The following is a 23,291-nucleotide window of genomic DNA, read 5'->3' on the forward strand; positions in this document are numbered from 1 at the left end:
GGGCTGTGCAGGCGGTCGCGCGCTTCTTCATCGCGGCGCTGTCGGTGCTGCGCCCGCTGCGTGGACTCGGTCCGCGCACGGATGCCGTGCCCACGGCGCCCGCGCCGCTGCTGCTGACGACGGCGATGGCGGTGTTGTCGCCGATGAGGCACCGGGGTCCGCCGCTCGCGGCCTGACCTCGACCCCTCATCTTGCGCGCGAAACGCCCCTTCGGCGTGCGCACTCTCCAGAAAGCAGCACCATGTCTCGCAAGACCACCCTTCGTCGTGCCCTCGTGGGCCTCGCCGCCGGCGCGGCACTCGCCGTCGCCGCTCCCCTCGCGGCATCCGCCCACGTCACCGTCAACCCCGACACCGCGACCCCCGGCAGCTATGCCACGGTGAATTTCCGCGTCCCGACCGAGTCGGAGACGGCATCGACCGTGAAACTCGAGGTGAGCCTGCCCACCGACACCCCGCTCAGCGCCGTGCTCGTGCAGCCCGTTCCCGGCTGGACCGCCACCGTTGAGAAGGGGGCGCTGCCCGCCCCCGTCGAGGTCGACGGCAACACCCTCACCGACGCTCCCCTGAAGATCGTGTGGCAGGCCGACCCGGGCGTCGGGATCGGGCAGGACCAGTTCCAGGTCTTCTCAGCGGTACTGGGACCCGTGCCCGACACCGGCCACCTCGTGCTGCCGGCCGCGCAGTCGTACTCCGACGGCACGGTCGTCGACTGGGCCGCCACCCCCGACGAGGTCGCCGTAGACGACACGCTCGAGCCTGCGCCGGTGCTCTACGTCAACGACGCCCCGCCGGCGGGCGAGCACGGCCACAGCCACGGCACCGCGTCCGCCGAGCCCGCCGTGGACGACTCCACCATGGCGACGGCGTCGGGTACGACCTCGGATGACTCGTCGGGTGTCGCGCTCGGTCTCAGCATCGCCGCCCTCGTGGTCGCGGCCGCCGGCGCGGTGCTCGGCGCCCTGGCTTTCGCACGTCGACCGAAGCGCGGCTGACGGTGCGATTCCGAAACCCGCGGCATCGTGTTCTGGCGGGGGCGGTGGTCGTCGCAGCCGCGATGACCGCCGCCTTCGGCGGGGCGACCGCCGCCTCGGCCCACGACAGTCTCGTGTCGTCGTCACCCGCGGACGGCGACACGGTCGAGGCGCTGTCGGAGGTGCGCCTCGATTTCAGCGCCAACCTCCTCGGCACCGACGGCGGCAACATCGTCATCGTCGTCGGGCCCGACGGTCGTCACTACGAGAGTGCGTGCGCGGAGCTCGCGGGGCCGACCCTGACGCTCCCCGTCGCCCTCGGGGCGCCCGGCGAGTACTCGGTGGAGTGGCGGGCCGTCTCGTCCGACGGGCACCCCGTCTCGGGCGTCATCCCGTTCACCTCCACCGGCGCGAGCACCTCCGACGGCACGGAGGGTTCGGTCTGCGAGAGCGCCGCCGGCGCGGCCGAAGCTTCCACGGCATCCCCTCCGAGCGCCGAAACCGGTTCGCTGCCGGGGATCGTGATCGGTTTGCTCGCCGGCGGCGCCGTGCTTGTGCTGGTCGCCGTGCTGATCGTCGTCATCGTACGGACGCGCCCGAGGGAGGACTGACTCGTCCAACCGGGGTGGATCTGCACGGCGGTCGCCGTACCGTCGTGCGAATTCACCCCGGGACCCGCCGAGTTCCGGCACCCAGGGTCGGCGTGTCGGCCGTCGGATCCGCCGGACGGCACGTGTCGGCCCGGATGCCGCGCCGCCGGACGGCGACCCGGCGCGCTCTGCCGGCGCCAGGTCGTGGCATTCGGTGTCCTACAGGTTCTGACCCGGCACCGAGAAGGTGTCGCACGCGTTCACGCCGCTGTCGTAGCCGACGTCGAACCAGCGCGTGCGCTGCTCGCTGGAGCCGTGCGTGAAGCTCTCGGGGGTGACGACTGCGCCCGACTCGGCCTGGATGTGGTCGTCGCCGACCGCGGCCGCGGCGGCGAGGGCGTCGGTGATCTGCTGCGGCGTGGGCGGCTGCAGGTAGGGCGTGCCGTTCTCGTCGACCTGTTCGCCCGCGGCGGCGACCCACGCCCCGGCGTAGCAGTCCGCCTGCAACTCGGTGCGCACGCCGTTGCTGTCGGGTCCGGTGCCGTTGTTCGGGTACTGCTGCATCACCCCGGTCAGGTTCTGCACGTGATGGCCGTACTCGTGCGCGAGCACGTAGAGCTGCGCGAGAGGGCCGGCGGTCGTGTCGAACTGCTCGCGCAGGATCGAGAAGAAGGTCGGGTCGACGAACACGGCTTCGTCGGGCGGGCAGTAAAACGGGCCCGTTGAATTCGAGGCCGTCCCGCACGAGCTCGAGGTCGCCCGGTCGACGATGATGAGCTGCGGCTCGCGGTAGCCCTCGAGCCGTTCCGCCCAGAACTGGTCGATGTTCAGCGACGCCGCGGCCAGCCGGCAGGCGTCGTCGTTGTTGGCATCCCGTCCCGTCTCACAGCTCGCGACCGACTCGCCGCCGGTCTCGGGACCGGCCGGTTCTTGACCGCCGCCGAGGATCGACGTCGGGTTGATGCCGGTGAAGAGCGAGAACAGCAGCACCACGATCGCGCCGACACCGACCGTCCCACCGCCGATCGCCGCCACGGTTCCGCCCCGGCGTTTGGCGTTGTTGCCGCCTACGCGCGCATTGTCGTTGAACGTCACGGGCGTCACGTTACGCGCGCGTCGACCGGGCGGAATGGGGCTGGACTTCGCGCAGAAGCGCTGTCTGCGCAGGCGGAAGCCGCCGGCGCAACCCCCTGATCTCGGAATTCGACGGGGGTACCGTCGGCCGCGAGGAGCACCGCAGCCCCGGCGTCCGCTCCTCGACGACAACCATCGGAGTCCGTCATGCCACTGACACGCCGTACCTTCCTCGCCGGATCGGGCGCGCTCGCGCTGCCTTTCCTCCTCGCGAGCTGCGGATTCGTCCAGACCGCCCCCGCCGAGAGACGCCAGGGCACACTCACCTTCACCACCTGGGGGACGGATGCCGAGCTCGCCGGCTTCCGCTCCGCGATCGCCGCGTTCGAGGCGGCGAACGAGGGCTCGACCGTCGAGCTCAACGCGGTGCCCTACGAGCAGATGTTCACGAACATCGACGCGCAGCTGCAGGCGGGCAACCCGCCCGACATCTTCCGCGTGCCGTACTACACGTTCGGCGCCTACGCCGGGCGCGGGCAGCTGCTCGACCTGAAGCCCCTGCTCTCGGCCGATCGCCAGGGCCAGTTCACCCCGCAGGCGTGGGCGGCCGTGCAGAACGGCGACGGTACCTTCGGACTGCCGCACCACACCGACACCTCGGCGATCCTCGTCAACCTCGACATGTTCCGCCAGGCCGGCATCGACCCGTCGGAGATCCCCACCTCGGCCGATCAGGCGTGGACGTGGGACCAGCTCGACGCCCTCGGCGAGCGGCTCCGCGCAGGCCTTCCCGCCGACCGGTGGCCGTGGGCCTACAACTGGCAGGGCAACGGTGTCACGCGCTGGCTGAGCCTGCTGTTCCAGTCCGACGGTGCCTTCCTCGAGAGCGACCAGAGAACGCCGGCGATCGACTCCGACGCCGCCCGCGAGGCGGTGGAGTTCTCGAGTTCGTTCTTCTCGAAGAACTACGTGCCCGCCAACAACACGATCGCCTCCTCGAGCTATGCGGCGGAGTCGTGGTTCTCGCAATCGGTGGCGATGGTGTGGTCGGGCGCGTTCCAGATCCCGGATGCCGAGCAGACCGCCGACTTCGAATGGACGGCGACGTTCGCACCGCGAAACGCCCGCGCCGGCAGCGACTTCGGAGGCAACGCGCTCGTCGCCACGGCGAACACGCAGCAGCCCGAGCTGGCCGCCGCGTTCCTGGAGTTCGTCACGAACGCCGATCCCATGCGCGACTTCTGCCGCGCGGCATCCCTCCTCCCCACCCGCACCGACCTGCTCACCGACGACCTCACCTTCGACGTACGGCCCGACCTCGGCCCCGTCTTCGCGGGCCAGGCCTCGCTCGTGCAGCCGCAGGACGTCGCGCAGGTCGCGAGCCCGTCGATGTCGGCGATCATCCCGGTGCTGAAGGAGCAACTCGACCTCGCCTTCACCGGGGCACAGGATGCCGCAACCACGGTGACGAACCTGCAGTCGGGGATTGGCGCGGCCACCGGTGGCTGACACCGCGGTCGCCCGGCCCGGCACGGCGTCGCGTCCGGGTCGTTCGGGTCGTTCGGGGTCGGGCGAGCGGATGCGCACCCGCCGCCCCGGTGCGCGCCGCGAGGCGCTCGCGGCCTACGGGTTCATCGCGCCGAACTACCTGCTGCTGCTGGTGTTCGTGCTCGTGCCGCTGGTGGGGGCGTTCGTGGTCAGCCTGCAGCGCACCGACGGCTTCGGCGCGGGAACCTTCACCGGGCTCGACAACTATGCGCGACTCGCGGGCGACCCGCTGTTCTGGCGGGCCCTGGGCAACACCGTGCTGTTCACCGTGCTGGTGACGCCGCTGTCGATGCTCCTGGGGCTGGTGGCGGCGACCCTGCTGAACTCGGCGCTGCCGGCGCGTCCGCTCTGGCGCTCGCTGCTGATCCTGCCGATGGCGGTGTCGGGCGTCGCCACCGCCCTCATCGGAGTGCTCGTGTTCGATCAGAACTCCGGCATCCTGAACCGCCTGCTGTCGGCCGTCGGGCTCTCACCCGTCACCTGGCAGTCGGATCCGCTGCCGGCGTTCGCGACGATCGTGCTGGCGACGGTGTGGTGGCGTACGGGGTTCAACATGCTCATCTACCTCGCGGGTCTGCAGGGCATCGGCCCCGACCTGTACGAGGCAGCCACCCTCGACGGCGCGAGCCGGCTGCAGCGCTTCCGTCACGTGACCGTGCCGCTGCTGGGGCCGACGTCGTTCTTCCTGGTCGTGCTGAACGTCATCTTCTCGTTCCAGGTGTTCGACATCGTGTTCGTGCTCACCGGGGGCGGACCGGGAGGGGCGACGAGCGTGCTCGTGACCTACGCCTACGAGACGGGCTTCGTGACGCGCGACCAGGGCTATGCCGCGGCGATCGGCATGGTGCTGTTCCTCTTCGCTCTCGTCTTCGCCGCCGCACAGTACCGCGCCAGCGGCACGAAGGACGTGGTCGAATGAGCGTCGACGAGCGGGTGGCATCCACATCTCCCGTGTCTCCGCCGACCGTGAGCGCCGGTCGGAAGGCCGCCGATCGCACGCGACGCCGGGGAACGGCACTGCGCACGATCATCGTCGCGGTCGTCGGGCTCGCGGCGGTCTCGCCGCTGTACTGGATGCTCGCGGTGGCCTTCTCATCGCGCGCCGAGCTGTTGGGCGGTCGGGAGCTGCGCCTGTGGCCGCGCGAGGTGACCTTCGAGAACTTCGAGCGGGTGTTCGCCTCGTTCCCGGTGGCGACGTGGTTCGGCAACTCCGTCGCCATCGCCGTCGTGGTGACCCTCATCTCGGTCACGACGAGCCTGCTCGCCGGCTACGCGTTCGCGCAGTTGCGCTTCCGCGGATCGACGGCGCTGTTCTTCCTGGCGCTCGCGACCCTCGTGCTGCCGGTGCAGGTGATCATGGTGTCGCTGTTCCGCATCGTCACCGCCACGGGCCTGTACGGGACGTACTGGGCGGTCATCCTTCCCGTCTCGGCATCCGCGTTCGGGCTCTTCCTCGCGCGGCAGTTCATGCTCGGCATCCCGCGCGAACTGATCGAGGCGGCGCGGCTCGACGGGGCGGGCCACGTGCAGACGTTCCTGCGCGTGGTGCTGCCGCTGTCGAAGCCGCTGATCGCCGTCCTGGTGTTCATGAGCCTGCTGTCGTCGTGGAACGACTTCGCCTGGCCCCTGATCGCCCTACGCGAGAACCGGCTGTTCACCCTGCCGATCGGCCTGCTGTACCTGCAGGGCCAGTTCGGCAGCGACTACGGCGCGACCATGGCGTACGCCCTGCTGAACGTCGTGCCGATCGCGATCGTGTTCTTGGTGTTCCCGCGGTATTTCGTGGCGGGCTTCGCGCGCAGCGGCAGCAAGTGCCGGTGAGTGTCCCCGACGCGCCGCCCGCGCGCTCGCGACGCGGAGGGTCGTGGACACTCAACTCCCGGGGGGGGGCGGAAAGCGCGGATCCGATCGGGGAGACTTCGCAGGCTGTATCGAGCGACGCGAGGAGAGGACACCCTCGCCGGTTTCCGAGGGGAATAGCCTCCGCGAGGGTCAGTGCGCAAAGAAGTTTCGGAATCACCGAAAACCATTGCGAAACAATTCGGATCCTCCGTAGCGTGCCTCACACGCATTCGCCGCTCATCGAAGAGTGGCGCCGAGAGGACACGCACAATGCACCGTAATCCGACGGCCACTGGTCGCATCCGACGTCCCGCCAGCACCGATGTCGGCAGTCCGACCTCCGTCGGCCCTTTCCGCGTCCTCGACATCATGGTCACGCCGTGACGGCGCGACGGGCGTCCCGCCGCCGCCCCCGTGGAGCCGCACGTGTGCCGCGTATCCTCACCGGCCTCGTCGTGGCCACCGCTCTCGTCGCGTCCACCGTGGGTGGCACGACGAGCGCCTCGGCTGTCTCCGCCAACCGTTCCAACAGCACCTGCAGCACGGGTGGCTGGAGTACTGATCCGACCGTGACGAGCATGCCGGCGGAACGGTACGCCACCGAGCACTTCTCCTTCAGATGGACCAGTTCCGAGGTGTCGCAGGCCAATGTCGAGAATGCCGCGACGAGTCTCGAATCGTACTGGTCGACCTACCTCCATCCCTCCGGCATAGATTTCCCCGCCCCGTTCTGCGAGTCCGCCACGAAGCGCCGGGTCAATGTGCATCTCGACCCGACCTTCGGGTTGACGGGCGGCGTCACCGGCGAGGGCGCCATGGGCATGTGGATCAACTCCGGCGCGTACGCCGACCACCACGGCCTGGCCCACGAACTGGCACATGCCCTGCAGGGCGCTACCGGTGGACTGCGTGACAATCCCTACGTGGGGTGGATGTGGGAATCGCACGCCAACTGGATGACCCACCAGCTTCCGGAGTTCCGCTCGGCCGTCCACTGTTCCGAGGTGCTCGTGAACAGCCCTCACCTGCGGTACGGCTCCACCCGTGACAACTACTGCAACTGGCAGTTCTGGGAGCACCTCAAGAATGTCTACGGCTACGACGCCGTCAACGACATCTGGGCCAACGCACCAGAGCCCGGTCAGTCGGGCCAGAACGACGTCACACCGCTCGACATCCTCCGCGACAACCTGGGCTGGTCGACGGCGCGCCTCAACGACGAGTTCGGCACCTGGGCGATGCGCAACATCACCTGGGACTACGTCGACCCCGATGGAGCGAATCGCAGCAGCGTCTACCGCAACGGATACGGCAGCTACGACGACCGCACCGGCGACCGCGTCCTCCGAGTCACCCCGCTCGACCCGGTCGCGGGAACCTCGGGCCGGTGGGCAGTGCCCAACCAGCTCGCACCGCAACAGGGCGGGTACAACGTGGTTCGACTCGTGCCGCAGACCGGTCGGACCTCGGTCACCGTGAACTTCCAAGGCCTCGTGCAGAACGCGCCGGCGGTCACCTCGTTCCCGGGGTACAACGATAAGCCCGACTCGATACCCAACCCCAACTCGGGATGGCGTTGGGGCGTGGTCGCCGAGAGCTCCAACGGCACACCGCGGTACAGCGCCCTTCAGTCCGGCACCTCGGGAAACGTCACGGTGCCGGTCCGCAGTGACGACCGTGGCGTCTATCTGGTCGTCCTGGGAGCGCCCACCACATGGAACAAGGTCAAGCACGGAGCACCCTGGTTCACCGTCTACCGCTACCCCTGGACCGTCACCCTCGACGGCGCCACCCCTCAGGACTCCCCGAAGCCGGCGGGCTCCGTGCACCCCAACGGTGGTGGTTGGGTGGCGAACGGTGCCAGCGTGGCCAGCACCGCCTACGTGGGGCCGCGGGCGCGGGTGCTCGGCGGCACCGTGCGCGACAACGCCCGCATCGAGGACCGCGCCACCGTGCAGGGCGGCACCGTGGAGGGCAATGCTCGCGTGCTCGGGGTCAGCGTGATCCGCAACAATGCCCGCATTGGCGGGAACGCCGTCGTCGACATCGCGTTCCGGGGGGTCGGCCAGTACAACGGCAATGCCGTGGTCAACGGCAGTACCTACGTGGGCGGCGATCTCGAGCTGTGGGCGGACCAGACTAGTCAGGGATCGTTCTATGGCTTCACCGACAACGGATCACTGAGTGACGCGACGATGTCCGCCCGGCAAGGGGGTGTTCCCGAGGTGACGGCGCGAACGGCGCCCGGCGTCGTCCGACTGCAATCGTGGAACTATCCCGATCGATACGTGCGACACGCCGATTTCGACGCCCGTATCGACCCGGGCGTGCTCACCAACCCCGACTCCGGCTTCACGCTCGTGCCCGGACTGGCCGGCAACGGATCGGTCTCGTTCGAGTCGGTGAACTACCCCGGGTTCTACCTACGGCAGACCAATTCGGACATGGGCCTCTCGAGCAACGACGGGTCGGCATCCTTCGCCGCCGACGTCTCGTTCATGCAGGTCGCGGGGCTGGCCAGCGCGACCGGCGTCTCGTTCGTGTCCGTCGCCCGCCCGGGCGCCTACCTGCGGCACTCCGGGTACTCCCTGCGGCTCGATCCCATCACCGACCCGAACGGCACGGGAGGTGCCGACGCCACCTTCCGAATCACCCCCTGAGGGAGTGAGGAGCCGCCGAAACTTCTTCCCCCTGCCGATCGGATCCCCATGCCGCACAGATCGTGCCTGTCGGCACGGCGTTCCGCCGACGCGCCACCCGCCTGCATCACACGGGCGGGTGGTGCGTCGCGCGGGGTGCCGAGGGTAAGACCCGGTCTGCGACGTGCCAGATCAGGCCGTCGATGCACCGAATCGATGGCCGAGCAGGGCGCCGAGGTGGAACCGTGCTTGTCGCGGAGGACACCTCTCAGGCGACGGCTCGTGACGGGTCTGCCGTCACGTGTTGCGGGTGCCGCAGGTTCGGGTTAATCTCATCGAACCAGTTCGACAACGACGCGAGGGAGGAATCCGTGGTCAACATCGCCGATGTCGCCAAGGCCGCCGGGGTCTCCCGCAGCACCGTGTCGTACGCCCTCTCGGGCAATCGTCCCATCTCGCAGGAGACCCGCTCGCGCATCGACGCCGCGATCGCCGAACTGGGCTTCACCGTCAATGCGGGGGCACGTGCCCTGGCGACGGCGCAGACGATGGTGTTGGGTCTACTGCTGCAGTTCCACGATGACGAGTTCCCGCCCGCGATGCTGCAGTACATCCTGGCGGTGTCGACGGCGGCCCGCGAACTGGGCTACGACATCCTCATGGTCACCGATGATCACGGGCCCGATTCCGTGCGGCGGATCACGTCGTCGAACATGGTCGATGGAGTAGTGCTCCTCGACGTCACGCACGACGACCCGCGCCTGCCGGCGCTCCGCGCCGCCCGGCAGCCCGGGGCCTTGGTGGGCCTGCCGAAGGACACCGAGGGCGTCGACGTCTTCGATCTCGACTTCGGCGAGGCGGCACGGCAGCTGGTGGACCATCTGCACGGGCTCGGTCATCGAGACCTCATTCTCGTCACGCCGCCCCGGCACGTTTTCGAGCGCGGCGGTGCCTACAGCTGGCGCTTCCGCGACGCCGCACTGGAACGCGCCGCGCGGCACGGCATGTCGCTGCACGTGCACTACGGCGAGTCCCAGCAGCCCGCCATCGAACGCAGCCTGAATGCGATCCTCGATTCCCGACCCCAGGCAACCGCGCTCATCGTGCACAACGACGCGTCGATCGCAGCCCTCCCGGCCGTGTTGCGCGAACGGGGGACCGTCGTCCCGCGGGATCTGTCGGTCGTCAGTCTGTACTCCCGTGATTTCGGGCGCACCTTCCTCCTGCCGTACACGGCGGTCGAGACGTCTCCAGACCGACTGGGCCGCAAGGCGGTCCAGCACTTGGTTCGGCGCATCGCTGATCCGAACTACGGCCCGCCCGTGGTCCGCTTCATCGAGCCGGAGCTCACCGACAGGGGGAGCACCGCCTGAGAAGGCGTTACGCGCGCCCTGTTCGTCGCCCATTGTCGAACCGGTTCAACGCGCCACCTGCATGAACGACAACGCAGTCACATTCAGAGAGGAATCGCAGTGAGCACGAAAATCACCCGTACCCGGGCTCTCAGCACCGTCGCCGTCGGCGCCGTCGCCATCGGCGTCCTGGCCGGTTGCGCCGGTGGAGGCCCCGGCACCAGTCAAAACGCGGACGGAGCCGCCGAGGCGTTCGCCTTCTGGGACCCGTACCCCCAGTACGACGAGACGTCGGAGTGGGCCAAGGTCATCGACCAGTGCGCCGCCGACGCGGGAGTCACCGTCGAGCGCACCGGCTTCGACACCAGCGACCTGACCAGCCGTGCGCTGCTGTCGGGGCAGCAGGGCGACTCGCCCGACATCCTGCTCATCGACAACCCCGCCGTGTCGACCCTGGTCGAGGCGGGCCTGTTGACCTCGACCACCGACAACGGTCTCGATGCCGGCGACGTCGCCGAGAACATCCTCGGTGCGTCTGTCGTCGACGGGCAGACCTACGGCGTCCCGATCGGCGCCAACACGCTCGCGCTCTACTACAACCCTCAGGTGCTCAGCGCGGCGGGCGTGGACATCTCGTCGGTGACCGACTGGGCGAGCCTGAACGCGGCCCTCGAGAAAGTCGTCGCCACAGGCAAGAAGGGCATCACGTTCTCGGGCATCGGCACCGAGGAGGGCAGCTTCCAGTTCCTCCCCTGGTTCTGGGGGTCCGGAGCGGAGCTGACCGAGCTCGATTCCGCCGACGCCGTCTCGGCCGTCCAGCTGTGGACGGACTGGGTGAACAAGGGTCTGGCGCCGAACTCGGTGATCAACAACACCCAGACCACGAGCTGGGAGGAATTCCTCACCGGTGAGTTCGCCTTCGCCGAGAACGGCACGTGGCAGAAGGCCGCGGCCGCCGAGGCCGGCTACGAGGTCATTCCGATTCCCGCCAAGGACGGCGGCGCCGCCGCCGCTCCCACGGGCGGAGAGTTCCTCACCCTGCCGGTGCAGAGTGACACGAGCCGCTACGAGAAGTCGGCGGAGATCGTGTCGTGCCTGACCGACACCACCAACGTCGTCGCGACCGACAACTCGCTGAACTACATCGCGGCGACACCCGAGGCGCAGCAGGCGCAGCTGGCGGATGACGCCACGCTCGAGCCGTGGATCGAAGCGGTCAACGCCGCTCAGGCCCGCACCGGCGACAACCTCGGGGTGAAGTACCCGGTCATTTCGGAGCAGCTGTGGACCGCTGTGCAGAACTCCCTGACCGGCACGCAGTCCGCTCAGGACGCTCTCACCGCGGCGCAGCAGAGCGCCGAGGGCTGATCACACACCACGGAATCGAGTACCGACATGACCCTGACACAGTCTCCTCCTGAGTCAGCGGCTCGTGGTGGTCGAGGGAGGGCGTCGGCGGGAGCCGGCGTCCTCCCCGGCCCCGCCCGCCGTCCTCGGCGGCGGGGCCAGTGGGCGGCCTGGGCGTTCATCGCCCCGGTCGTGATCTACCTGGCCGTCTTCTACGCCTACCCGCTGTACCGCAACCTCGACCTGAGCCTGCGCGACTACACGGTGCGGTCGTTCATCGACGGAAACGCGCCGTTCGTCTGGTTCGCGAACTACATCACTGTCTTCCAGGACGCCACATTCTGGCCGGCGCTGGCGAACACCGCCACCTTCACCCTCGTTTCCATCGTCTTCCAGTACTCCATCGGTATGGCGTTGGCGGTGTTCTTCTTCCAGCGCTTCCCGCTGTCGGCGACCCTGCGCGCGCTCTTCCTCGTGCCGTGGCTGCTGCCCCTGCTGGTCTCCGCCTCCGCGTGGTCGTGGATGTTGAACTCCGAATCGGGCGTGGTCAACTTCTTCCTCACCTCGGTCGGCCTCGGGCAGGTGAACTGGCTCACCTCGCCGCAGTGGTCGCTGATCTCGGTGCTGATCGCGAACATCTGGATCGGCATCCCGTTCAACCTCGTCATCCTCTACAGCGGGCTGCAGAACGTCTCGACCGACATCTACGAGGCGGCCTCCATCGACGGGGCGAACGCCTGGCAGAAATTCTGGCGCATCACGTTCCCGCTGCTGCGGCCCGTCTCGGCCATCACGATCCTTCTCGGCCTGGTCTACACGCTGAAGGTCTTCGACATCATCTGGATCATGACCCGAGGTGGCCCGGGCTCGACGTCGACGACCTTCGCGATCTGGTCGTACCGGCTCGGGTTCGGCTCGGCCCTGCCCGATCTGAGCCCCGCGGCGGCCGTCGGCAACCTGCTCATCGTCATCGCGCTCGTATTCGGGCTCATCTACATCCGCGCTCAGCGCCGTCTGGAAGTCTGATGAAACGTCGCCCCTGGTGGATCACGCTGGTCGGGGTGATCCTGACCGCGATCATGCTGTTCCCCGTCTACTGGATGGTCAACGTCTCGCTCACCCCGCAGAGCGACATGCGCAAGTCGCCCCCCGACCTCTTCCCCCTCACCCCCACCTTCGAGGGGTACGAGAAAGTGCTGTCCGATCAGTTGCCGTTCCTCGGCACGAGCTTCGTCATCGGTATCGGCACGGTGGTCCTCACCCTCGCGCTGTCGGCTCCCGCCGCCTTCGCACTGGCGAAGCTGCGCCCGCGGGGCGGGAACGCCCTGAGCTTCGCGCTGCTCATCGCCCAGATGATCCCGGGGATCATCATGGCGATGGGGTTCTACGCGATCTACCTGAATCTGGGCATCCTCAACACGATCCCGGGGCTGATCCTCGCCGACTCGACGATCGCCGTGCCGTTCGGTGTGCTCATCTTCACCGCGTTCATGCGGGGGATCCCCGACGAACTGCTCGCGGCCGCCCGCATCGACGGCGCCGGCACATGGCGCACGTTCCGCTCGATCGTCCTCCCCGTCAGCCGAAATTCGATGGTGACGGTGGCCCTGTTCGCGTTCCTGTGGTCGTGGTCGGACTTCATCTTCGCCTCGACGCTCAACAGCGGTGGAAAGCTCCAGCCCATCACCATCGGCATCTATCGCTACATCGGCAACAACAACCAGGAGTGGAACGCGATCATGGCCACCGCCGTGGTGGCATCCATCCCCGCCGCCGTCCTGCTCATCCTCGCTCAGCGCTACGTCGCCGCCGGTGTCACCGCCGGCGCCGTCAAAGACTGACCGCTCCCCTCCCGAAAGGCCCCCGTGACCTCCTCGACCCTCCCCACGTTCGACGTGCGCGAGATCCCGTTCAGCTACCGCGGATCGTGGATGAATCTCTCACCGGTCATCGGTCTGCACGCCCACTCCGAGCACGTGCACCTCGTTTCGCACGTGACCGGCATGCATGCCGTCCTGCGATTCGCGCCCACCCTGTTCGGCGAGGTTGTCCCCGCCGTCGTAGAGGCCGACCCGGCGGTGCTGTCGTGGCGGGTGAACGGGCGAGTGGTCGCGCGGGCCGTCTTCGAGTCGGGTGAGGCGGTGCGCCTCTCCGGCGACGCGGGGGAGTTCACCATCGCCGACGCCGCGGAGGTGCTGACCCCTTTCTCCGGCTCGTACTTCTTCCGCGCTCCCTCGGACGGAGCATTCGTCTTCACCTCCTACGAGACGGGGCGTCGCTACCGCATCACCGTGTTGACGGGCACGCCCGTCCTGCAGGGGGCCGAGGCGCTGGGCGATGATGCGCGGGCCCTCACCCTCGGGGGCGACGGGCCGTGGGAGGTCGCGATCCAGCAGATCGAATCCGCCGCCGACGCCTACGCGACGACGGAGTCGTTCGACGAAGTGGGGGAGCGGGTGGCGGCGGAGTTCGCCGAGTATCTCCGGGCCGTCGCGGGATGGCGCACCGATGACACCCCGGCCGCGACCCTGGCCGCCTACACGCTCTGGTCGGCGACCGTCGCGCCCGCCGGCTTCCTGACCCGCGAGTCCGTCCTGATGTCGAAGCACTGGATGGACAAGGTCTGGAGCTGGGACCACTGCTTCAACGCCCTCGCCCTGGCTCCCGGCCTGCCGGATCTGGCACTCGATCAGTTCCTGACACCGTTCGACCATCAGGATGCCGCGGGGGCGATGCCCGACTCGGTGACGCACTCGGAGGTGCTCTACAACTTCGTGAAGCCGCCGATCCACGGCTGGGCGTTCACGCGGCTGCGCGAGCGGCTCGGGCGCTCATTGACGCGGGATGAGCTGCAGACGGTGTTCGACCACCTCGTGCGGTGGTCGCGCTTCTGGCTCGACCACCGCACGTCACCGGGTCGCGCGCTGCCGTACTACGAGCACGGCAATGACAGCGGCTGGGACAACGCGACCACATTCGACCACGACCGGGTGATCGAATCCCCCGACCTCGCGGCCTTCCTCGTCATCCAACTCGACGTCGTCGCGGAGCTGGCGGACGAACTGGGCCACGACGGTGACCTGTGGCGGGCCGAGCGCGACCGCGTGCAGCAGGCGCTGCTCGCCGAACTCCGCGACGCCGGGGGCTTCTTCGCGGTCGGTGGCCACAGCCGCCGCGAGAGCAAGCGCACCAGTCTTCTCACCCTGTTGCCCATCCTCGCCTCCGACCGCTTCCCCACCGAGGTCGGGGCGCAGTTGGCGGAGCAGATCGGACACCATCTGACCTCGTGGGGCCCCGCCACGCAGCTCATCGGCACGGCGGAGTACGAGAGCGACGGGTACTGGCGCGGGCCGATCTGGGCACCGTCGACGATGATCGTCGAGGAGGGCCTGCGCCGTGGCGGGCACATCGAGCTCGCCGACACCGTCAACCGGCGGTTCCGCGCATTGTGCGAGGAGTCGGGCTTCGCCGAGAACTTCGATGCGATCACCGGCGAGGGCCTGCGCGACCGCGCCTACACCTGGACGGCGAGCGTCTACCTCGTCTTCGCTGACGACCACGTGCGCCGTGACATGGCGTCGAGCGTCGACGCCAGCGACGGGGCGGGGACCGGCGTTGGGTTCCGCGCGTGACACCCGACGTCGCCCACTTCCGTCTCGAGGGAGGGCGACTGGTGTGGCGCGGCGACGGCGAGACCGTGGTCGTGGAAGCCTGGGGACGTGACAGCGTGCGCGTGCGGGCGCGGCTCATGCACGACGTCATCGACCGCGACTGGGCACTCCTGCCCCCGTCCGACACCGCCGCCACGGTCGAGATCGACAGCGCCCGGGCGACACTGACGAGCGGCCGACTGCGCGTGGTGGCGACCTCGCGCAGTGGCATCCAGCTGCAGACGGGGTACGACCGCAACTTCTGTCATCTGGCCTTCTACGACACCGACGGGCGATTGCTCTTCCAGGAGAGGGATGCCGGTGGCTCCCTCGCTCTGGTGGCGCGCGAGCATCGCCCCATCCCGGGGGGCGATGACTACTGGGTGACCGCGGGCGCCACGCCGCGCGACATCGCCCGCGCCTACGCCGACGCCACCGGGCACGCCCCGATGATGCCGGAGCGGGGGCTGGGCTTCTGGCAGTGCAAGCTGCGGTATTCGTCGCAGGAGGAGTTGCTGGGGGTCGCGCGCGAACACGTGCGGCGCGGATTGCCGCTCGACGTCATCGTCGCGGACTTCTTCCACTGGCCGCGGATGGGCGACTTCCGCTTCGAAGAAGAGTTCTGGCCGGACCCGGCCGCGATGGTGCGCGAGCTGGACGAGCTCGGTGTGGAGCTGATGGTGTCGGTCTGGCCGCAGGTGTCGCTCGACAGCGAGAACTACGCGGTGATGAAGAAGGAGAACCTTCTCGTGCGCGCCGAGCGCGGGCTCGACGTGCACATGTCGTTCGAGGGGCCGAGCGCGTTCCTCGACGCGACGAATCCCCGCGCGCGGGAGTTCGTGTGGCAGCGATGCCGCGAGAACTACGGCCGGCACGGCATCCGGACCTTCTGGCTCGATGAGGCCGAGCCCGAATACGGCCTCTACGACTACGACAACTACCGCTACCACGCGGGCTCCGTCCCGCAGGTGGGCAACCTCTACCCGCAGCACTTCGCGCGGGCGTTCGCCGAGGGGCAATGGGCCGACGGTGAGAGTGAGGTCGTCAACCTCCTGCGCGCGGCATGGGCGGGATCGCAGCGTTACGGGGTGCTCGTGTGGTCGGGTGACATCGCCTCCACGTTCGCGGCGCTGCGCGCGCAGGTCACGGCCGGCATCCACATGGGCGTCGCCGGCATCCCCTGGTTCACGACCGACATCGGGGGGTTCCATCACGGCGATCCGGACGACGAGGACTTCCGTGAACTGCTGACTCGGTGGTTCCAGTTCGGGACGTTCTCTCCCGTCATGCGCTTGCACGGCGATCGACTGCCGACGACGCCGGTGGTCGCCGCCGATGGCTCCCGGCGATCTCCTTCGGGGAGTGCGAACGAGGTGTGGAGCTTCGGGGATGCCGTGACACCCGTGCTCGAGCGTTACCTGCATACCCGCGAGGCGCTGCGTCCGTACTTGCGGTCGGTGATGCGCGAGGCGCACGCGGAGGGTCAACCCGTGCTGCGTGGGCTGTTCCACGATTTTCCCGACGACGTGCGCAGCTGGCGGGTGAAGGACCAGTACCTCCTCGGACCCGACCTGCTCGTCGCCCCCGTCATGGACGCGGGCTTGCGCACACGCCGAGTCGTCCTTCCCGCCGGATCGGACTGGTGCGATCTCTGGACCGGCATGCGCAGCGACGGAGGCGGCGAGGTCGAGGTCGAGGCTCCTCTCGATCGCGTTCCCCTGTTCGTGCGCCGTGAAACGGTCGACGCCTGGCGCGGCGTGCGCCAGGCCCTGGGAGCATCTGCGTCATGACCCGCGCACCCGCGTCTGGAAGGGGAGCGAGCGCTCATCGCCTCGCCATCGAAGCCGCACGCGGGCGTCTGTCGACGGTCGTCGACAGCGTGCAGGAGCAGCCCGTTCTGCTGACCCGGCGCGGACGACCGGTCGCGGCCGTCATCACCATGGAGCAGTACGAGATGCTCGTCGCCACGGAGCGACTGGCGGATCGCCGGCGCGCGGCCGCGGCCGAAAGGGGCGACGCGCCCGCCCCGTCGGCGACCGCTGGAGAAGATTCCCTCTGAGGCGCGAGCGGGAGAGGGGCTGCGCGGAGCGGTTCGAGTCAGGGTGTGGAGGGCGGTCCTCGCTCGGGCGCCCCGTCGCCCGTCGACCTGCTGCGATCGGCGGTGGCGTCGGTACTCGGCGTTCCTCTGCGTGCGGAGGATGACGGGATCGTCCACGGAGGGTGCACGGCGGTCGCGCACTGCGGATGACGCGGCGCGGCGACGTGGTTGCCATGACCGTGCGTGTCGCCTATCGTGGTGTCGAACCGGTTCGATGTCGCGAATCGGCCCCTACTCAATGACGAGGAAGAGAACACCCATGAGGTCATCTCCGCGGCTTGCCTCCTGCAAGCCCATCGCAGCACTGACGGCGGGACTGGCGGTCGCCGTGCTGGCCATCGGTCAACCGGCCGCTGCCGAGAGTGCGCAAGCGACGCCCGCAGCGGCCTCGGCCGCCGATCACCTGATCCTGGACTACGACTTCGAGGGGACGAGCTCTCCGTCGGCAACGGTCCAAGACGTCTCCGGCGACGGGCGCAACGGCACCCTGGCGAACCCCGGGTCGGCGAAGCTCGTCGACCGACAGGGTGGGGGCAAGGCCCTGCAACTGTCCGGTGGAGCGCGCACCTCCACGACAGCGCCCTACATCACCGTTCCCTCGGGTCTTTTCAAAGACCTCCAGGGCGCGACGATCTCGTCGTGGGTGAAGTGGGAGGGCGATGAGGTCTTCGAGTGGCTCTACACACTCGGCAAAGACCGAACCAGCGCCACCTTCTACACCCCGAAGTTCGAGGACGGCACGGCCCGCTCGAGCGCCAAGCCCACGAGCACCGGGCAGGAAGTCGGAGCACGGGCGGCGACCGCCCTCCCCACCGATGGGTGGCACCTGATCACGACGACGGTCGACCAGAACGCCCTCATCTACTACCTCGACGGCCTCGAAGTCAGCCGCACCGCCACCGGGATCGACGTCGCCCAGGCGCTGTACGGCGCATCGTCGCCCAACTCGGGCTACATCGGCCAACCCTTCTGGACCGGCGCCCACCCCTTCTTCCAGGGCTCCATCGACGATTTCCAGGTCTATGACACGGTGCTGTCACCGCAACAGGTGCGCGACCTGGCCGGTACGTCGGCCCCCGCCCTCACCGAGGTGCTCGAGACCTCGACGCAGGTGCGCACCGATGTCGGCACGGCGCCCAGCCTGCCGGGGGTACGAGCGACCTACGGCGACGGCCAGGAACGCCTGGCCCCCGTGACCTGGGATGCCGTGCCCGCCACGGCCTACGCTCAGCGCGGCTCGTTCACCGTGGAGGGTGTCGTCGACGGAACGACCACCGCCGTCACGGCGAGTGTGAAGGTCGTCAGCCCCGGCGAGCTCTCCATCGACGCAGCCGACCGAACCGGTGCCTTCATGGGAGGTGCGTCGGGCACGCTGTACGGGCTCTACGGCCCCGGCCTCCCCTCGAACAACCTCATCGACGGCATTCAGCTGCGCACCGTGTCGACCAAGGCGCAGGACGGACCCCAGCACCCTGGTGCCGACGCGCTCGAGGTCGTCAAGCCGATCGCCGACTCCTCCGACGGTGATGTCTACATCTATATGACCGACGTCAACCGTGGCTTCCCGTACGAGGTCCCCGGATCGACCGGAGCCGAGAAGGAAGCCTGGTACAAGCAGTCCATCATCGACCAGGTTCGCCAGGTGAAGCAGCTCCCGGCCGAGTACCAGGACAACATCGTCTTCGTCCCCTACAACGAGCCCGAGGGCAACATGTACGGGGACGGGCCGCAGGCGTTCTGGGGTCAGAGCTGGCTCAACAGCCCCGACCGGTTCTTCGCCGCGTGGGATGACGCCTACCGCTCGATCAAGGCCGAGCTGCCCGACGCGCGGATCGCGGGTCCGAACACCAGCGTCCTGTTCAACCAGGTCTACGGCTTCATGGAGCACGCCATCGCCAACGACACCGTCCCGGACGTCGTGACATGGCATGAGCTGAGTGACCCGGCCACCATCCGCTCCAGCGTCGCGCGCTACCGCGCGTGGGAGCAGGACTTCTTCGCGGGCACGAAGTGGGAGGGCACCGAGCTTCCCATCAACCTGAACGAGTACGCCTTCAACTACCACACCTCTGTTCCCGCGCAGATGATCCAGTGGATCTCCGCGATCGAAGACACCAAGGTCGACGGCGACATCGCGTACTGGAACATCGACGGCAACCTCTCCGACTCCGCCGTCGAAGCCAACCGGGGTAACGGTCAGTGGTGGCTGCTGAACTCCTACGGCAACATGACCGGCGACACCGTCCGTGTCACACCCCCGCAGCCCGACGTCAGCTACACCCTGCAGGGCGTCGCGACGATCGACGACGCGAAGCAGCAGGTGAAGGCACTCATCGGCGGATCCAGCGGCCCACAGAAGGTGTTCATCGACAACCTGCCGTCGTACGTCGGTGGCAACGCCCACGTGCTCATCCGCGACATCCGGTGGACGGGGCAGATCGGCGACTCCGCAGAGCCGCAGACGGTCAAGGAGTTCGAGGCGCCGGTGCGCAACGGATCAGTCGAGCTGTCCTTCGGCCAGGGCGACCTGCCGGCGCTGGGCACGGACTCGGCCTACGAGATCGTCGTGACGCCCGGCGCCGACACGACGTCGCCGTCGCAGCCCGCCGTTTCGTGGCGCGGTGTCTACGAAGCCGAGTCCGCCCCGCACACGGGCGCGCCGTATTACAACAACGGCCCCGAGGGATCCCCGGCGGACGTCGGCAAGTTCTACACCTCGGGTGAACGCAACGTCGGCGGCATCGAGACCAACTCGAACCTGGCCCTGAACTTCGAGGTGGACGTGCCACAGGCCGGCACCTACGACCTCAGCGTCCTCGCCAACGCCTACAACAAGGAGAGCCGCAACGAGGCGCAGGGCCCGGTCAATATGTTCCTCCGCGTCAACGGTGCGGCCGAGCAGGAGGTCTACGCCGATCTCGGATACAAGTGGGTCGTCTGGGATCACACCGACACCAAGGTCGCCCTGAACGCCGGCGAGAACACGATCACGCTCGCGGCGCGCAGCCTCGACGGGACGAAAGCGACCACTGGAGCCGCCATCATCGACAAGATCGACGTGACGCTGCCCAACGCCGCCTACACGCCCATCTACGAGGCCGAGAACGCGGTGCTCCACGATGCGACGGCAGCGTACGACCGCGGCGGCGTCTCCGGCTCGGGGTACGTCGACGTCGGCGCGAACCAGTCGGCCACCTTCTGGGTCTACAACAAGGACGACTCCGAGAAGACGCTCGAGGTGAAGACGCTCGGCGGCGGCACCGGAAAGGTCAGGGTGAACGGCGTCGACCTCGGGGAGGTCACCGACACGGCCGGCATCCCGGCATTCCTCGTCGGAGGAGTCAACAAGGTCGAGATCGTGGGCGGAACGGGAACCCTGGCGGTCGACCGCATCGCCGTCGGCGCATCGGGCGGCAAGCTCGCGTCGCAGACGATCGAGGCCGAGGCCGGCGTCCTCGCCGGGACGGCTAAGGTCCAAGACCTCTCGCTCGCCAGCGGCGGCAAGGCGGTCGTCGGCATCGGCGGGGCCCAGAACAACGCCAACACCCTGACCCACAAGGTGACGGTGGCGGAAGCGGGCACGTATGCCATGACGGTGCGCTACTCGAATGAGGAGCAGTCGCCGGCGTCGCACTACAACCCCGACCCGGTAGCGCGCCGCGCCGACGTGTCGGTCAACGGCGGTGCCGTGCAGCAGGTGCTCTTCCCGCAGAGCTACAGCGCCAACCAGTTCTGGGAGCTCACGGTTCCCGTGCAGCTGAAGGCGGGGGAGAACACCGTCTCGTTCGCATCCAAGGAGGCGCCGGACTTCAACGGCACTACCTTCATCTCCGAGCGCTTCCCCACCCTGGGGCTCCGTTCGCAGTGGGCGCCGAACATGGACAAGCTGACCTTCACCGCGATGAAGCCGGCTGCGGCCGTGCCCGCTGTGAAGATGGATGCCACGGCATCCACCCGCAAGATCGGCGGTAAGGCGTACGTCACGGTCACCGCGGTCAACCGTTCGGCGGTGCCGGTGCAGGTCGACATCGTGACGGCGTATGGGAAGAAATCCTTCGCCTCCGTTCAGCCGGGTCAGACGGTCAGCGCGGCCATCGGCTCCGGAAAGGCGACGATCCCCGCGGGGAAGGCGACGGTCACGGCTACGGCCACGATCGACGGCAAGAAGACCACCTCGACCGTCGAGGCGTTGTACAACGCGCAGAACTGAGAGGTGGGGGGTGGGGGCGTTGGTGACGCTCTCACCCCTCGTGAACCACCGCCCACCCGCACGTCGGTGGCGTGCGGTGGTCTGTGCCCCGCTGGGTGCGGTGACGTGCGGCGGGGTGCCTGGTTTTTCTGGAGCGCTGGAGTCCGCCGCCGTCAAGGAGGGCGGAGAGTCGTCCTGGACCGCCGACGCCGCGCTGGTGTTGCAGACCGACGCCGGAGTCACCCCCGGTGCGTACACGTCGAAGCTGACCCTGTCCCTCTTCGAAGACGTCTTCACACAACCGTAAGGCCGACGCATCGCGGGTCGGGTCGTGAACGGGGCCCGACCAGCGGTGTGCGGCAGGCGTACCGCCGCGACCCACGAACCGTGGGAGAGTGAAAACTCCGCTCTCTTCCGAGGAGGACGTCATGACCGCCACCGCCGAGAACTCGACGCCGCTGCTTCCCGGGGCGGCGATCATCGTCGGCATCCGTTCGCTTCTCGTGTGGGGAGTCGTCGCGTCGGGGGTGTTGGGCACGTTCCTCCGCGGGACGCATCAGAGCTGCACGGGCGGCATCAGCTCGAACGGGCAGGGTTTCCTCACCGCGGACGGCGCCCCCACCGATATCGAGCCCTCCTGCGGTATGGCGACGCTGAGCCCGAGTCCACTTGTCTTCCTCTTGCTGGCGGCGATCGTGATCGGTTCGCTCACGCTCATCCTGCGACGCGCTGTCGATGAGGACCACGCGTTTCGCATCCTGGGGAACGCGCGGATGTCGATCGTGATCGTCACGCTGGTCGCCCTGGCGGTTGGGTGGATCGCTGTCATGACGCTCCAGATCGACGACTGGGGTTCCTACTCGATCTTCTCCCCGCAGCCATTCGCGCAGTTCGACGTGGAGAGTTGGCTGATCACCCAGCGTTGAGGCGCGGCATTGCTCGCCCGGGGGCTTCGGGGGTTCGTCGTCTCGAGATCGAGTCCCGGCCCGGAGTCGGTCATCACCCACACGGAGAGAGCTCATGCTGATGGACGTCCGCGGTCTCTGCAGGTGGCACCGCGAACCGACCGGCCGCCCACCCGGCCCGGCGGTCACCGGTCCGGGAAAGTGCCCTCGTAGTCCTGCCAGGTGCCGGCGAGATGCTGCATCGCCCAGAGCTGCACGGACGCGGAAGCTGCCGTGGCCCCCGCGAAGTCCATCACGATGTAGTTCGACCGGAATCCGTCTTCGACGGTCGCCGCGAATTGTTCGGCCGCCCCGCGCGAGCCGAATCGGTAGTATGTCGCTTCCTGTGTGGCATAAGCCTCGACGCACTCCACCGCCTCCCCGCACGCGGTACCGGTGATGTCCCGCGGCTCGGTCACCGGAGGGTTCTCGGCCCCGGTGTTCTCGAGGAGCTCGTGCAACGTCAGCGTCCACTGGCTGTCGAAGAGCAGCCGCCCGACCCACAGTCCGCAAGCCGCGACGACAGCGACCACGACGATCAGAACGAGTATGCGCACTCCTCGCGGCCGGCCGCGCGAGTGTTCTGTGTGGCTCATTCGGGGCCGGGTTTCGACGGGTGCGCGGGTGCGGCAGCGACCCGCTCTGGGTGTGAGGCGGTCAGTCCTACGGCGAGGCCGCCCACGAGCTGCCCGATTGCGAGAAGTCCGATCGCCGCGGGCAGTGCGATGGTCGGCGCGGCTGCGGCATCTTCCAGATCGATGAGCGGACCGATCTCATCAAGCCACGTTCCGTACTCGGTGCCATAGAGGACGAGCAAGACGATGGTCGTCAACCCGATCGCTGCGGTGATGAATCCCCAGATCTTTCCACTCACGGGTGCAGTCTCTCAGGCGCGGACCGCGTTCATGGACCCGGTGACGGGTGGCGGAGGTACCGACTGCGGTACTCGTGCGATGACGTTTCGCACACCAACGGGTACGGCCGAGGGATGGGTGGTGTCCGACCTCAGCCGATGCGGCGCACGGCGGCGTCGGCGGGCGGGGCG

19 protein-coding genes are annotated in these 23,291 nt (G+C 68.4%); 16 read left to right on the forward strand and 3 right to left on the reverse strand.

Annotated features, from left to right (window positions below):
* The first annotated feature begins 241 nt into the window (after positions 1–241).
* Both RWP81_RS03030 and RWP81_RS03035 read left to right on the forward strand, forming a co-directional pair.
* Positions 242–994 (forward strand): YcnI family protein, encoded by a 753-nt coding sequence (locus tag RWP81_RS03030; RefSeq protein WP_314452136.1) that lies wholly within the window; start codon positions 242–244, stop codon positions 992–994.
* A 62-nt stretch (positions 995–1,056) separates the two neighbouring features.
* On the forward strand, positions 1,057–1,584 hold the full coding sequence (locus RWP81_RS03035) for a copper resistance protein CopC (protein WP_314452139.1): 528 nt from the start codon (positions 1,057–1,059) through the stop codon (positions 1,582–1,584).
* A 198-nt stretch (positions 1,585–1,782) separates the two neighbouring features.
* Here the strand turns inward: RWP81_RS03035 and RWP81_RS03040 are convergent, their stop codons facing one another.
* On the reverse strand, positions 1,783–2,658 hold the full coding sequence (locus RWP81_RS03040) for a neutral zinc metallopeptidase (protein WP_314452140.1): 876 nt from the start codon (positions 2,656–2,658) through the stop codon (positions 1,783–1,785).
* A 186-nt stretch (positions 2,659–2,844) separates the two neighbouring features.
* On the opposite strand from RWP81_RS03040, the gene RWP81_RS03045 reads away from it, so the two are divergent.
* The 14 genes from RWP81_RS03045 (at position 2,845) to RWP81_RS03110 (ending at position 22,228) form a co-directional block, all read left to right on the forward strand.
* Positions 2,845–4,146, forward strand: a complete 1,302-nt coding sequence (locus tag RWP81_RS03045; RefSeq protein WP_314452143.1) for a sugar ABC transporter substrate-binding protein — start codon at positions 2,845–2,847, stop codon at positions 4,144–4,146.
* A complete protein-coding gene (locus RWP81_RS03050; RefSeq protein WP_314452145.1) occupies positions 4,139–5,104 on the forward strand; it encodes a sugar ABC transporter permease in 966 nt (321 codons plus the stop codon). Before RWP81_RS03045 ends, RWP81_RS03050 begins: the two co-directional genes overlap by 8 nt.
* A complete protein-coding gene (locus RWP81_RS03055) occupies positions 5,101–6,006 on the forward strand; it encodes a carbohydrate ABC transporter permease (RefSeq protein WP_314452146.1) in 906 nt (301 codons plus the stop codon). Before RWP81_RS03050 ends, RWP81_RS03055 begins: the two co-directional genes overlap by 4 nt.
* Before the next feature lie 449 nt (positions 6,007–6,455).
* On the forward strand, positions 6,456–8,687 hold the full coding sequence (locus tag RWP81_RS03060) for an Svx/AvrXca family virulence/avirulence protein (protein ID WP_314452148.1): 2,232 nt from the start codon (positions 6,456–6,458) through the stop codon (positions 8,685–8,687).
* Between the two features lie 350 nt (positions 8,688–9,037).
* The gene (locus RWP81_RS03065; protein WP_314452150.1) at positions 9,038–10,039 is read left to right on the forward strand and encodes a LacI family DNA-binding transcriptional regulator; all 1,002 of its coding nucleotides are present in this window, start codon (positions 9,038–9,040) and stop codon (positions 10,037–10,039) included.
* A gap of 99 nt (positions 10,040–10,138) precedes the next feature.
* The gene (locus RWP81_RS03070) at positions 10,139–11,386 is read left to right on the forward strand and encodes an extracellular solute-binding protein (RefSeq protein WP_314452151.1); all 1,248 of its coding nucleotides are present in this window, start codon (positions 10,139–10,141) and stop codon (positions 11,384–11,386) included.
* Positions 11,387–11,413: 27 nt separating this feature from the next.
* Positions 11,414–12,391, forward strand: a complete 978-nt coding sequence (locus tag RWP81_RS03075; RefSeq protein WP_314452153.1) for a sugar ABC transporter permease — start codon at positions 11,414–11,416, stop codon at positions 12,389–12,391.
* Positions 12,391–13,206 (forward strand): carbohydrate ABC transporter permease, encoded by an 816-nt coding sequence (locus tag RWP81_RS03080; RefSeq protein WP_314452154.1) that lies wholly within the window; start codon positions 12,391–12,393, stop codon positions 13,204–13,206. Before RWP81_RS03075 ends, RWP81_RS03080 begins: the two co-directional genes overlap by 1 nt.
* Positions 13,207–13,230: 24 nt before the next feature.
* Positions 13,231–14,997, forward strand: a complete 1,767-nt coding sequence (locus tag RWP81_RS03085; protein ID WP_314452156.1) for an MGH1-like glycoside hydrolase domain-containing protein — start codon at positions 13,231–13,233, stop codon at positions 14,995–14,997.
* Positions 14,994–16,805 (forward strand): TIM-barrel domain-containing protein, encoded by a 1,812-nt coding sequence (locus RWP81_RS03090; RefSeq protein WP_314452158.1) that lies wholly within the window; start codon positions 14,994–14,996, stop codon positions 16,803–16,805. Before RWP81_RS03085 ends, RWP81_RS03090 begins: the two co-directional genes overlap by 4 nt.
* Positions 16,802–17,074: a type II toxin-antitoxin system prevent-host-death family antitoxin gene (locus RWP81_RS03095; RefSeq protein WP_314452160.1), complete on the forward strand. Its 273-nt coding sequence runs from the start codon at positions 16,802–16,804 to the stop codon at positions 17,072–17,074. Before RWP81_RS03090 ends, RWP81_RS03095 begins: the two co-directional genes overlap by 4 nt.
* A 298-nt stretch (positions 17,075–17,372) precedes the next feature.
* The gene (locus RWP81_RS03100) at positions 17,373–21,323 is read left to right on the forward strand and encodes a LamG-like jellyroll fold domain-containing protein (protein ID WP_314452161.1); all 3,951 of its coding nucleotides are present in this window, start codon (positions 17,373–17,375) and stop codon (positions 21,321–21,323) included.
* A 115-nt stretch (positions 21,324–21,438) separates the two neighbouring features.
* Complete coding sequence (locus RWP81_RS03105; RefSeq protein WP_314452163.1) at positions 21,439–21,609, forward strand: hypothetical protein; 171 nt, start codon at positions 21,439–21,441, stop codon at positions 21,607–21,609.
* Positions 21,610–21,730: 121 nt separating this feature from the next.
* Complete coding sequence (locus RWP81_RS03110; RefSeq protein WP_314452165.1) at positions 21,731–22,228, forward strand: hypothetical protein; 498 nt, start codon at positions 21,731–21,733, stop codon at positions 22,226–22,228.
* Between the two features lie 164 nt (positions 22,229–22,392).
* On the opposite strand, the gene RWP81_RS03115 is transcribed toward RWP81_RS03110, so the two are convergent.
* Together RWP81_RS03115 and RWP81_RS03120 are read right to left on the reverse strand one after the other, a co-directional pair.
* Positions 22,393–22,803 carry a hypothetical protein gene (locus RWP81_RS03115; RefSeq protein WP_314452167.1) on the reverse strand — a complete coding sequence of 137 codons (411 nt, stop codon included), beginning with the start codon at positions 22,801–22,803 and terminating at the stop codon, positions 22,393–22,395.
* A gap of 35 nt (positions 22,804–22,838) precedes the next feature.
* Positions 22,839–23,120, reverse strand: a complete 282-nt coding sequence (locus RWP81_RS03120; protein WP_314452169.1) for a hypothetical protein — start codon at positions 23,118–23,120, stop codon at positions 22,839–22,841.
* Positions 23,121–23,291 lie beyond the last annotated feature (171 nt).

Source organism: uncultured Microbacterium sp., assembly GCF_963521695.1.
Classification (GTDB): domain Bacteria; phylum Actinomycetota; class Actinomycetes; order Actinomycetales; family Microbacteriaceae; genus Microbacterium.